The organism is Bradyrhizobium sp. GW821-FHT12B03, from assembly GCF_058807535.1.
Map to the genome: position 1 here is coordinate 51,326 of NZ_JBXAQU010000008.1, position 11,003 is coordinate 62,328.

Annotated in this window: 12 protein-coding genes; 5 read left to right on the forward strand and 7 right to left on the reverse strand. The window is 65.9% G+C overall.

Annotated features, from left to right (window positions below; translation table 11 throughout):
• Nucleotides 1-135: 135 nt before the first annotated feature.
• The gene (locus AC1RUR_RS17255; protein WP_492846055.1) at nt 136-1,041 is read left to right on the forward strand and encodes an alpha/beta fold hydrolase; all 906 of its coding nucleotides are present in this window, start codon (nt 136-138) and stop codon (nt 1,039-1,041) included.
• Here AC1RUR_RS17255 and AC1RUR_RS17260 read toward each other — a convergent pair.
• Complete coding sequence (locus AC1RUR_RS17260) at nt 1,038-1,496, reverse strand: nucleoside deaminase (RefSeq protein ID WP_492846057.1); 459 nt, start codon at nt 1,494-1,496, stop codon at nt 1,038-1,040. The two genes, AC1RUR_RS17255 and AC1RUR_RS17260, sit on opposite strands and share 4 nt — an antisense overlap.
• A gap of 120 nt (nt 1,497-1,616) precedes the next feature.
• Here AC1RUR_RS17260 and AC1RUR_RS17265 point away from each other — a divergent pair, with 120 nt between their 5' ends.
• Nucleotides 1,617-3,749: a pseudouridine synthase gene (locus tag AC1RUR_RS17265; protein WP_492846059.1), complete on the forward strand. Its 2,133-nt coding sequence runs from the start codon at nt 1,617-1,619 to the stop codon at nt 3,747-3,749.
• Nucleotides 3,750-4,304 (forward strand): 16S rRNA (guanine(966)-N(2))-methyltransferase RsmD, encoded by a 555-nt coding sequence (rsmD, locus tag AC1RUR_RS17270; RefSeq protein ID WP_492846061.1) that lies wholly within the window; start codon nt 3,750-3,752, stop codon nt 4,302-4,304.
• Between the two features lie 109 nt (nt 4,305-4,413).
• On the opposite strand, the gene mutL is transcribed toward rsmD, so the two are convergent.
• Nucleotides 4,414-6,228, reverse strand: coding sequence for a DNA mismatch repair endonuclease MutL (gene mutL, locus AC1RUR_RS17275; protein WP_492846063.1), 1,815 nt, complete (start codon nt 6,226-6,228; stop codon nt 4,414-4,416).
• Nucleotides 6,229-6,468: 240 nt separating this feature from the next.
• Here mutL and AC1RUR_RS17280 point away from each other — a divergent pair, with 240 nt between their 5' ends.
• On the forward strand, nt 6,469-6,786 hold the full coding sequence (locus AC1RUR_RS17280; protein ID WP_492846065.1) for a ribbon-helix-helix domain-containing protein: 318 nt from the start codon (nt 6,469-6,471) through the stop codon (nt 6,784-6,786).
• Between the two features lie 64 nt (nt 6,787-6,850).
• Here the strand turns inward: AC1RUR_RS17280 and AC1RUR_RS17285 are convergent, their stop codons facing one another.
• From AC1RUR_RS17285 to AC1RUR_RS17300, 4 genes are read right to left on the reverse strand one after another with little or no spacing between them, the layout of a single operon-like run.
• Nucleotides 6,851-8,419: a GMC family oxidoreductase gene (locus AC1RUR_RS17285; RefSeq protein WP_492846067.1), complete on the reverse strand. Its 1,569-nt coding sequence runs from the start codon at nt 8,417-8,419 to the stop codon at nt 6,851-6,853.
• Nucleotides 8,420-8,449: 30 nt separating this feature from the next.
• Nucleotides 8,450-8,998, reverse strand: coding sequence for a gluconate 2-dehydrogenase subunit 3 family protein (locus AC1RUR_RS17290; RefSeq protein WP_492846069.1), 549 nt, complete (start codon nt 8,996-8,998; stop codon nt 8,450-8,452).
• A 42-nt stretch (nt 8,999-9,040) separates the two neighbouring features.
• Entirely contained in the window at nt 9,041-9,436 is a 396-nt protein-coding gene (locus tag AC1RUR_RS17295; RefSeq protein WP_492846071.1) for a VOC family protein, read from the reverse strand.
• Nucleotides 9,437-9,823, reverse strand: a complete 387-nt coding sequence (locus tag AC1RUR_RS17300; RefSeq protein WP_492846478.1) for a c-type cytochrome — start codon at nt 9,821-9,823, stop codon at nt 9,437-9,439.
• Between the two features lie 309 nt (nt 9,824-10,132).
• Between AC1RUR_RS17300 and AC1RUR_RS17305 the strand changes: the two genes are divergently transcribed.
• Nucleotides 10,133-10,441 (forward strand): hypothetical protein, encoded by a 309-nt coding sequence (locus AC1RUR_RS17305; protein WP_492846073.1) that lies wholly within the window; start codon nt 10,133-10,135, stop codon nt 10,439-10,441.
• A 64-nt stretch (nt 10,442-10,505) separates the two neighbouring features.
• Here the strand turns inward: AC1RUR_RS17305 and arfB are convergent, their stop codons facing one another.
• Complete coding sequence (arfB, locus tag AC1RUR_RS17310; protein ID WP_492846075.1) at nt 10,506-10,922, reverse strand: alternative ribosome rescue aminoacyl-tRNA hydrolase ArfB; 417 nt, start codon at nt 10,920-10,922, stop codon at nt 10,506-10,508.
• Nucleotides 10,923-11,003: the final 81 nt, after the last annotated feature.

An 11,003-nucleotide genomic window follows, 5' to 3' on the forward strand; every position in this document is an offset into this window, starting at 1 on the left:
CGTCAATCCAAGAATGCGTAGTCGGCTGTTGGGCTTAGCGTCCTTCGCCGAGGACGCGCGCTACTGTGCATGGGGTTGTTTTCGACATTTTTGTTGGGAGCAGCTCCCGGACTGACCCGACAAGGATGCAACAAGATGTCCGATCTCGCCGACCTCTATCCCGGCTTCGCCTCCGAATGGATCAACACCTCCTTCGGCCGCATCTTCGCCCGCGTCGGCGGCAGCGGCCCGCCGCTGCTGCTGCTGCACGGCTTCTCCGAGACCCACGTGATGTGGCACCGCGTCGCGCCTGAGCTGGCCGACGCCTTCACGCTGATCATCGCCGATCTGCCGGGCTATGGCTGGTCCGACATGCCCGAGAGCGACGCGCTGCACATGCCCTACAGCAAGCGCGCGATGGCCAAGGCCATGGTCGAGGTGATGGAGCGCCTCGGCCACGTGCACTTCGCGCTCGCCGGCCACGACCGCGGCGGCCGCGTCTCCTACCGCCTCGCGCTCGACCATCCCGGCCGGCTGTCGAAGCTCGCCGTGCTCGATATCCTGCCGACCTATAATTACTGGGAGCGGATGAACCGCGCCTATGCCCTGAAGATCTATCACTGGACTTTCCTGGCCCAGCCCGCGCCGCTGCCGGAGACGCTGATCTCGAGCCAGGGCGAGTTCTTCCTGCGCTTCAAGATGGCGAGCCAGACCAAGTCCAGGACGCTCGATGCGATCGACGAACGCGCGCTGGAGCACTACATCGCCCCGTTCCGCGATCCGGCCCGCGTGCACGCGATGTGCGAGGACTACCGCGCCGGCGCCTATTTCGACTACGACCTCGACAAGGCCGATTTCGAAGCCGGCAAGAAGATCACCATTCCCATGCTGGTGCTGTGGGGCAATGCCGGCGTGGCCCAGGCCGCCGCGACCCCGCTCGATACCTGGAAGCAATGGGCCACCAACGTGGACGGCATGCCGGTGGATTCCGGCCACTTCCTCACCGAGGAGAACCCGGAGGTGACGGCCAAGGCGCTGCGCGAGTTCTTCGCAGGCAGCTAGCGCCGCTCGCGAAAGAACTCCTTGAGCAGCCGCGCCGCCTCGCTCTCGCCGACGCCGGAATAGACGTCCGGCGCGTGATGGCAGGTTGGGGATGCAAAGAACCGCACGCCGGACTCGATCGCGCCGCCCTTGGGGTCGGCCGCGCCGTAATAGAGCCGCCTGACCCTTGCAAACGAGATCGCGCCAGCACACATGGTGCAGGGCTCCAGCGTCACGTAGAGGTCGCAGTCGACCAGGCGCTCGCTGCCGATCTTTTTGGCCGCCTCGCGCAGCGCAACGATCTCGGCATGGGCGGTCGGGTCGTAATCCGTCAGCGTCCGGTTCGCCGCGGTGGCAATGACCTCGTAATTGCGGACCACCACGCATCCGATCGGAACTTCGCCCGCCTTTCCGGCATTTTCGGCCGTTTTGAGCGCCAAATCCATGAAAGAGGGGGCTTTCAAGCCTCGTATCATCGCCAGAAACCTGCTAGTAGCTCCGCCTTCAGCAAGAGTGAATACCGGATTTGCCTGAGCATGCGGCTCGAAGCGAGCACGCACAATGCTCATCGCGCCACCCCCTAAGTGAGAATATTCATGCCTCGCGACAGCGACAAAGACAACGATTCCCGCGGCCGGCGAGGCCCCCCCAAGGGACCACACAGGGGACCGCCCAAGGGCCGGTCCGGCAAGCCGCGTGGCCCCGAGAAGAAGTTCGCCAAGCGCGGCCCCGAGGGCAGGAGCGACGCCCGCCCGCCCCGTGGCGACCGCGACAGCCGTCCGCCTCGCACCGACCGCGGCGATCGTCCGTTCCGCCCTCGCGCGGACGGCGATGCCCCGCGCCGCGACTTCGGCGACCGGCCGAAATTCAACCGCGACGATCGCGGTGGTGAGGGACGCGGCGAGCGCAGCTTCAAGCCGCGCGGCGACCGCCCGTTCTCCGATCGTCCCTCGCGCGATGGCGAGAAGCGGCCGTTCAAGCCGCGCGGTGATCGTCCCTCCTATGGCCGCGACGATCGTCCGCCGCGCAGGGATCGCGACGAGTCCCGTCCCGCCGGCCGGACCGGTGACAGAAAGTTTGGCGACAAGAAGCCCTACGCGCCGCGTGGCGACCGCCCGGAACGCAAATTCGACGGCGAGCGGAAGTTTTCGCGGGGCGCACCGGACCGTAGCGATCGTCCGCGCGATCGCGGCGAGCGCTCCGATTCAAAGCCTTGGCAGAAGCGCGATGCGGCGCCGCGCGGCGACCGGCCGCCGCGGAAAGACTTTGGCAAAGGCCCGCGCAAGGATTTTGGCGGCCGTGATCGCGGCGAAGACAAGCCCTGGCAAAAGCGCGACGAACGGCAAGGCAGCGGTGATGACCGTCCCCGTTTCTCGCGCTCGCGCGACGATCGCGCGTCAGGTGATCGTCCGTTCCGCGAGCGGCCCAAGTTTGATCGTCCCAAGTTCGATCGGCCCAAGTTCGACCGGCCGCGCGATGATCGTCCCAAATTCGATCGCCCCCGTCGCGACGGCGATGGCGACCGCAGCGGCGACCGTCCGAAATTCAATCGCCCGCGCGAGCGCTCCGAGGGCCGCTCCGACTGGCACGAGCATCCGCGCAGCGAAGGCCGCTTCGGTGATCGTCCGCGCCGTGAAAACGAGAACGAGAGCAGGATCTTCGAGAAGCGCCCGGCGTTCGGCGGCCGCGGCGCCTATCGCGAGCGCGATCGTGATTTCGATCGCCGGCCGCGGCGGGAGGAAGAGCCGAAGCCGAAGAAGGCCGGCGAGCGCATCGCCAAGGTGCTGTCGCGTGCGGGCCTCGCCTCGCGCCGCGACGCCGAGGAGATGGTCACGCAGGGCCGCGTCACCGTCAACGGCCGCGTCATCAACTCGCCGGCGCTCGACATCACGCAGAACGACGTCGTTACCGTCGACGGCAAGCCGTTGCCGGAGCGCGAGCGCACCCGGCTGTTCCTCTATCACAAGCCGCGCGGCCTGATGACCACGCATGACGACCCCGAGGGCCGTCCGACCGTGTTCGACAATCTGCCCGAAGGCCTGCCGCGGCTGATCTCGATCGGCCGGCTCGACTTCAACACCGAAGGGCTGCTGCTGCTCACCAATGACGGCGGCCTCGCGCGCACGCTCGAATTGCCCGATACCGGCTGGCTGCGCCGCTACCGCGTCCGCGCCCATGGCGAAATCACCCAGGCCCAGCTCGATCAGCTGAAGGAAGGCATCGAGGTCGAGGGCGTCAAATACGGTCCGATCGACGCGACGCTGGAACGTGACCAGGGCGCCAATGTCTGGCTGGTGTTCGCGATCCGCGAAGGCAAGAACCGCGAGGTGCGCAACGTCTGCGCTCATCTCGGGCTCGAGGTGAACCGGCTGATCCGCGTGTCCTACGGCCCGTTCCAGCTCGGCGAGGTCCCCGAAGGCCAGGTCGAGGAGATCAAGTCGCGCGTGCTGCGCGACCAGCTCGGCGAGAAGATCATCGAGAAGTCGGGCGCGCAGTTCGACGTGCCGAAGAAATCATCGTCGGGCGACGATGATGCGTCGCGCGAAACCAAGCCCGTCAGCAAGCGCGCGGTGATCAACGACCGCAAGGGCCGCCGCGTGCTGGTGCAGCGCACCGGCAGCGAGGAAGCGCGCGAGCGCAAGGAGGCGGAGGCGAGCGGCTACGGCCCGCCGCGCCGTCCGAAGCGCGGCTATCACGGCAAGCGCGACCTGACGCCGAAGGAGGACTAGTTGCGCGTCGTCGGCGGTCGCTTGAAGGGGCGTAATCTCGCCTCACCGTCTTCGCGTGACATCCGCCCCACGGCGGACCGGCTGCGCGAGTCCGTGTTCAACATCCTCGTGCACGCCTATGACGATCCGATTCCGGACGCCCGCGTGCTCGATCTCTTCGCCGGCACCGGCGCGCTCGGCATCGAAGCATCGTCACGCGGCGCGAAGTTCGTGCTGTTCGTGGACAATGGCGCCGAGGCCCGCGCGCTGCTGCGTAACAATGTGGAATCGCTCGGCCTCGGCGGGGTGACAAAAGTCTACCGCCGCGACGCGGCCGATCTCGGCCCCGCGCATCCGGTCGAACCGTTCTCGCTGGTGTTCCTCGATCCGCCCTACGGCAGGGGACTTGCGGAGAAGGCACTCGTCTCATTGCGCGATGGCGGCTGGCTGACGCCGGGTGCGCTGCTCGTGGTGGAAGAGGCGAAGGCCGCACAGTTTGCGGCGCCCGAGGGTTACGAGGAATTGGAGCGGCGGGCGTATGACGACACGGAGTTCGTGTTTTTGCGGAAGCCGTAGCCGCGCTGCCGTAGGGTAGGCAAAGGCGCAACGCGCCGTGCCCACCAACTTTCCTCGATCGCGATAGGTGGTGGGCACACTTCGCTTTGCCCACCCTACGACACCGTGATTACCGCCGCCCGAACAGCTTCTCCACATCGCTCAGCTTCAGCTCGACATAGGTCGGGCGGCCGTGATTGCACTGGCCGGAGTTCGGCGTCTCCTCCATCTCGCGGAGCAGGGCGTTCATCTCCTCGGGCCTGAGCCTGCGGCCGGCGCGCACCGAGCCGTGGCAGGCCATGGTGGCGGCGACGTGCATCAGGCGGCGCTCCAGCGGCAGAGCCTCGTCCCATTCGGCCATGTGCTCGGAGAGATCGCGGAGCAGCCCGCCCGCATTGGTCTTGCCGAGCAGCGACGGCGTCTCGCGCACCGCGACTGCGCCGGGGCCGAAGGATTCGATGGCAAGCCCGAACGAGGCCAGCTCCTCGCTGCGCTCCAGCAGGCGCTCCACCGTGGCCTCGTCCATCTCGACGATCTCGGGGATCAGCAGGATCTGCCGCTGCACGCCGTTGGCGGCCAGCGAGGCCTTCAGCCGCTCGTAGACGATGCGTTCATGCGCGGCGTGCTGGTCGACGATGATGAGGCCGTCGCGGGTCTGCGAGACGATGTAGGTCTCGTGGATCTGCGTGCGTGCCGCGCCGAGCGGGCGGTCGACGAGGTCGCTGGCGGGCTGTGTCTCGAACCGTACATCCGCGCTGGGCGCGCCGACGTCGAACGCCGCCTGCGCGCGCTCGGCGAAGGCGGGCGCGGCCGCTCCGTCGAATGACGGCATCGGTGCGACCGGGGCGGATGGCGAGGCCCGCCAGTCCCAGCTTGCCGGGCGCTGTGGCGTGAAGGCGGGGCGGAACGAGGACAAGGCGCTCTCACCGCTGTTGGCGGCGGTACGCCGGCCCTCCCGTGCGAGCGCTTCCTTCAGCCCGTGCACGATCAGGGCGCGCACGAGGCCGGCATTGCGGAAACGCACCTCGGCCTTGGCGGGATGGACGTTGGCGTCGACCTCGCGCGGGTCGAGCGTGACGAACAACGCCAGCACCGGATGGCGGTCGCGCGGCAGGTAGTCGGCATAGGCCCCGCGCACGGCGCCCAGGATCAGCTTGTCGCGCACCGGGCGGCCGTTGACGAAGAGATATTGACCGAGCGCATTGGCCTTGGTCAGCGCCGGCGCTGCGGCATAGCCCGAGACGACGACGCCCTCGCGTTCTGCATGGACCTCGATGGCATGGCTGCGAAACTCCGCGCCGAGGATGTCGCCGAGCCGTGTCAGCCGTCCGGCGGCGCCGGGGAGCGCCGCGGCCCAGGTCACCGGCGCGCGCTCTTCGCCTGCGAGCGTGAAGGCGACGTCCGGCCGCGCCATCGCAAGACGCCTGACAACCTCGCGGATCGCCTCCGCCTCGGTGCGGTCGGTCTTCAAGAACTTCAGCCGCGCCGGCGTCGCGTAGAAGAGGTCGCCAACCTCGACCCGGGTGCCATGTGCGAGCGCCGCCGGCATGATCTCGGATTTCTCGCCGCCCTCGACAGTGAGCGCCCAGGCATGCGGCTCGCTGGCATGGCGCGTGGTGATCGAGAGACGCGCGACGGAGCCGATCGAAGGCAGCGCCTCGCCGCGGAACCCGAGGGTGCGGATCTGGAGCAAATCCTCGTCGTCGAGCTTGGAGGTGGCATGGCGCTCGACCGCGAGCGACAGGTCTCTCGCCGTCATCCCGCTGCCGTCGTCGGTGATGCCGATCCGCCGCCGGCCGCCGCCATCGGTGAAGACGTCGATCCGGCTCGCGCCGGCATCGATGGCGTTCTCGACCAGTTCCTTGACCACGCTCGCGGGCCGTTCGACCACCTCGCCGGCGGCGATGCGGTTGACGACCTGCTCTGGCAATTGGCGGACGGGCATGGGCTCGGATCTTGGATTCGCGGAACGGCGTTATCTTAAGCGGTGTTGCGTCAAAAGCATGTGTTGGGCAACAGTCGTGTGGCGGCCTGGGGAAGAGGGATGCCTATCACATTGAAGACATTGGACCTTCGAGAAAAACGTGCAACCGGGGTGATGCGACTTCCGCCTGCCGTCCTGATTGTGGGGTGCCGGGCAGCGGTGTAGCATCGTGAAAAAACGGCAACAGGACGGGAGGACGCCATGTGCCATCTCTTCGCGCACCAACCCCAACGCGACTATGAATCCCAGACCCGTTCCTTGCGGATCGACGGCCACTGCACCTCGATCCGGCTGGAAATGGCGTTCTGGGACACGCTGGAGGAGATCGCAGCCAGGGAGAACATGAGCCTCGGCAAGTTCCTGACCACGCTCTACAACGAGGTGCTCGACCATCACGGCGAGGTCAACAATTTCGCCTCGCTGCTGCGGTGTTCGTGTTTGATCTATCGCTCGCGAAACATGGCGCCGGTGCAGGAGTTCAAGGCGAGCGTTACGCCCATTCTCGACGCGGCCGAGTAGCTGCATCCATTTTCTCGATGTCGTCCTGGCGAAAGCCAGGACGACGACCGAGGGTGCAGTTAGATCAAATCTCCTTCTTCTGCATCGCCCCGGCGATGTAATCCGCCTGCCGGATTGCGAGCGCGACGATCGTCAGCGTCGGGTTGCAGGCCGCGCCGCTGGTGAACTGGCTGCCGTCCGAGACGAACAGGTTCTTGACGTCGTGGCTCTGGCCGAACTTGTTGACCACGCCGTCGCGCGGCTTCTCGCTCATTCGGTTGGTGCCGAGATTATGCGTGCTCGGATAGGGTGGGGTCGGATAGGTCACGGTGGCGCCGACGGCGTCGTAGACCGCAGCGCCCTGCTTGTAGGCGTGCGCGCGCATTGCGATGTCGTTGGGATGATCGTCGAAATGCACGCTCGCGACCGGCTGGCCGAACTTGTCCTTCACGACAGGATCGAGCGTGATGCGGTTGGTTTCCTGCGGCATGTCCTCGCCGACCAGCCACATGCCGGCCATCCTGGGATAACCGTCGAGCGCTGAGGTGAACGGACGGCCCCAGGCGCCGGGATTGAGGAACGCGGCCATGAACGGCAGTCCGATCGACAGCGTCTCCATCTCGTAACCGCCGACGAAACCACGCTTCGGATTGTTGGCGGCTTCATCGCGGATGATGCCGGCCATGGTGGTGCCGCGATACATGTGCACCGACTTCTCGAACACGGCATAGACGCTGCCGGTCATGTGCCGCATGTAGTTGCGGCCGACCTGACCGCTCGAGTTGGCGAGGCCATCCGGGAACATGGTCGAGGCGCTGTTGAGGAGGAGCCGCGGGCTCTCGATCGAATTGCCGGCGACCGCGACGATGCGCGCCTTCTGGCGCTGCATCGCGCCGCTCTCGTCGGCGTAGACGACGCCGGTCACCTTGCCGCCGGCGTCATGCTCGATCTTGACCGCCATGCTGCCCGGCCGCACTTCGAGATTGCCGGTCGCCTCGCCCTTGGGGATCTCGGTGTAGAGCGTCGACCATTTCGCGCCGGACTTGCAGCCCTGGAAGCAGAAGCCGATCTGCTGGCAAGCGCCGCGTCCGTCGCGCGGCTGGCTGTTGATCGCCATGTTGCCGGTGTGCACGGTCTTGTAGCCGAGCTTCTTCGCGCCGGCCTCCAGCACCTTGAAGTTGTTGTTGCCGGGAAGTCCGGGAATGCCGTTGGTGCGGGTCACGCCCATCTTGTTCTCGGCCTTGGCGTACCACGGCTCGATCTCCGCCAGCGTCACCGGCCAGTCCAAAAGGTTGGCGCCGGGAATGTTGCCGTAGGTGCTCTTCACCCTGAACTCATGCTCGTCGAAGCGCAGCGACGCGCCAGCCCAGTGTGTGGTCGAGCCGCCGACCGCCTTGACGATCCATGCCGGAAGACCCGAAAAGTCCTTGGCGACGCGCCATGTCCCCGACGTGGTGCGCGCATCGGTCCAGGCGAGTTGGGAAAAGCTCTCCCACTCGTCGTTGACGAAGTCCTGGTTCTCGATGCGGGGACCTGCTTCGAGGATGACGACCTTGACGCCCTTCTGCGCCAGCTCGTTGCCCAGCGTGCCGCCGCCGGCTCCGGAGCCGACGATCACCACAACGCTGCTGTCGTTCAGATCGAATTTGGCCATATGCGTTCTCCTGAACCGTTGGGGTGCGACTTAGGCTTTTGGCAGCCAGTCGATGTCGGCGAAGCCGCGGTTGATGTAGCCGCCATGCTCGGCGGAGGAGCCCTCGTAGCCGAATCGCGGCCAGACCTCTTTCTGGTTGTAGAGCGAGACGATGAGGTCGCCGCGCACCTTCTGGAAGAAGTCGCTTCCCTCGATCTCCTTCAGCAGCACCACACGGTCGGCTTCCCAGGGGACTTCGGCGTAGGCCATCTTGTGGCGATCCCGTGCGTTCTGATCGAGCCGCGCGATGCCGTCGCTGATCAGCGCCTTGACGGACGCGTCCTTCGCGGCCTTGCCGTCCCACGGCTTGATCGCGGTGATGTAATAGCTGTCGCCGAGCACATCGTGCGGATAGATGTCGCGCGCGACCTTGAGCAGCGTCTTCATCGTCGCAGGCGAGAGCGTACTGGCATCATCCGCCCAGGCGTCCTCGATGCTGACGGCAACGCTGGTCGCGACGGCGACGACCGGGACGGCCGTCGCCGCACCCTGGAGAAAGACGCGGCGGCTGTGCTTGCTTCGACGATCGACTTCTCTCATGGCATTCCTCCGTATTTTTGTGATTTGGATTTTGTGGTTCGTTTAGTTGAAACGTCCGCCCCGCTGGATCACCTCGATCTTGTAGCCATCGGGATCACTGACGAAGAAGAAGCGCGCCAGCGTTTTGCCGTCATGCTTGAAGTCGCGTAAGGGGCCCGGCGAGAGCTTCTCGCGCTCGAAGCGGGCATGTTCGGCATCGAGATCGTCGACCACCACGGCGAGATGACCGTAACCGTCGCCGAGCGCGTACGGCTCCCTGCGATCGAAGTTCACCGTCAGCTCCACCTCGAAAGGTGAGGACGGGTGACGCAGATAGATCAGGGCAAAGTCCGAGAATTTCAGGTGGTCGGCGACTTCGAGGCCGAAGGCGCGCCTGTAGAAATCGAGCGAGCGAGCCTCGTCGAGCACGCGGATCATGGAATGGACGGGCTTGGCCATTCAGTTCAGCTCCTTCAGGTAGGCGATGATGGCGGCGCGCGTCTCCGGCCTTCCCTGCCGGTAGGCCATGACCACGCCGGGGATGACGGCTTGCGGATTGGCCAGCCACGCGTCGAGCTTCGCCTCGTCCCAGGCGAAATCAGCCTTGGCGAGATCGTCTGAATAATGAAAGCCTTCGACCTTGCCGGCGGTCCGGCCCACGATCCTGACCAGCGGCGGACCTTGTCGCATCGGCTCCGACAGATTCGTCGTGTGGCACACCGCGCATTGCTGCTTGAACAGCGTCGCGCCATCCGGCGGCTTTGCCGCCGGCAAGGGCATCTGCGCGTCCGCAATCCGCACCACCAGCACCACTGCGGTGCACAATCCCAGCACGACTGCGCGCATCGCCAAGAGCTCGCCCATCCACGTCACATTCAGCGTGCGCAAACTCTAGGCGCCGCGAAACATGCGGTGGTAGTAGCGGGCTGTTTCGCTGCGAGCGGAAGATGCTCGCAGGTCGCGTTGTTCCGTGCCGCCGCATATGCGGAGGACAATTCCGCGAAACCGCCTCGAAATCCCTAAACGATCACCACATGAGACGGGTTGCATCGCAACCGCGCCGTTCGAACTCTCTACGCGATGAACTGGTCCGGCACAGAAGGGCGGCGCAGGAAGCAGCCGACCCGGTCATCGCGAAAAATCCAGGAGAAATGGATGAAGTTGGTGAAGACTTCTGCAATCGCATGCGCTCTTGCGGCCCTCGTTGCGACGCCCGTTTTCGCGCAAGGCACGTCATCTGGCATCAAGCCGGGCGGCACCGTGCAAGGCAAACCCATGCAGGGGGGCGCGTCAGGCAGCGAAGATGAGGAGCTCGGTGCACAGCAGGGCGCAGCGGGCGAGAAGACCGGCATGAAGTCGACCAAAGGCACCCGAGGCACGGTCGGCACCACGGGTAGCGCCGCGCACAAGGGGACCGCCGACGATGCCGCGACGGGCGGTGCGGCCCCATCCAAGCGTTACTAGTCTCGCCAGGTGAAACGGCAAAACTCCGGTCGCCTTGCGACCGGAGTTTTTTCGGTTGCTTTTGCTAGTCGTCGAAGCGGCCGCCGCGTCCGGCCTTGACATCGCTGCGCCGCTTCTTGCCGTCGAGCCGGCGCTGCTTGGAGCCAAGGGTCGGCCGTGTCGCGCGCCGTGGCTTCGGCCGTATCATCGCCTCGGTCAGGATCTCGACCAGCCGGTCGATGGCGTCCTGCCGGTTGCGTTCCTGGGTCCGGAAGCGCTGGGCATGGATCACGATCACGCCGTCCTTGGTCATGCGCTGGCCGGCGATGCGGGCAAGCCGGATCGTCGCATCCTCAGGCAGGGTTAGCTTGCGGGTATCGAAGCGCAACTGGGCCGAGGTCGAAACCTTGTTGACGTTCTGCCCGCCCGGGCCCGAAGCGCGGACGAAGCCGATCTCGATGTCGTCCTCGTCGATGACGAGATCGCGGGATATCCGCAGCATGATGGCACCATTCGTGATGTCCGGACATATCCCGGACGTCCACGTTCGGCAATGGCGCTCGTCCGAAACGCAAATGGCCGG

Bases quoted from the DNA above. Each gene is read 5' to 3' on its own strand.
- AC1RUR_RS17290 (WP_492846069.1), bottom strand. From the start codon at position 8,998: ATGAGAGAAGTCGATCGTCGAAGCAAGCACAGCCGCCGCGTCTTTCTC.
- AC1RUR_RS17305 (WP_492846073.1), top strand. From the start codon at position 10,133: ATGAAGTTGGTGAAGACTTCTGCAATCGCATGCGCTCTTGCGGCCCTC.
- AC1RUR_RS17280 (WP_492846065.1), top strand. From the start codon at position 6,469: ATGTGCCATCTCTTCGCGCACCAACCCCAACGCGACTATGAATCCCAG.
- AC1RUR_RS17265 (WP_492846059.1), top strand. From the start codon at position 1,617: ATGCCTCGCGACAGCGACAAAGACAACGATTCCCGCGGCCGGCGAGGC.
- arfB (WP_492846075.1), bottom strand. From the start codon at position 10,922: ATGCTGCGGATATCCCGCGATCTCGTCATCGACGAGGACGACATCGAG.
- AC1RUR_RS17260 (WP_492846057.1), bottom strand. From the start codon at position 1,496: ATGATACGAGGCTTGAAAGCCCCCTCTTTCATGGATTTGGCGCTCAAA.
- AC1RUR_RS17300 (WP_492846478.1), bottom strand. From the start codon at position 9,823: ATGCGCGCAGTCGTGCTGGGATTGTGCACCGCAGTGGTGCTGGTGGTG.
- AC1RUR_RS17285 (WP_492846067.1), bottom strand. From the start codon at position 8,419: ATGGCCAAATTCGATCTGAACGACAGCAGCGTTGTGGTGATCGTCGGC.
- mutL (WP_492846063.1), bottom strand. From the start codon at position 6,228: ATGCCCGTCCGCCAATTGCCAGAGCAGGTCGTCAACCGCATCGCCGCC.
- AC1RUR_RS17295 (WP_492846071.1), bottom strand. From the start codon at position 9,436: ATGGCCAAGCCCGTCCATTCCATGATCCGCGTGCTCGACGAGGCTCGC.
- AC1RUR_RS17255 (WP_492846055.1), top strand. From the start codon at position 136: ATGTCCGATCTCGCCGACCTCTATCCCGGCTTCGCCTCCGAATGGATC.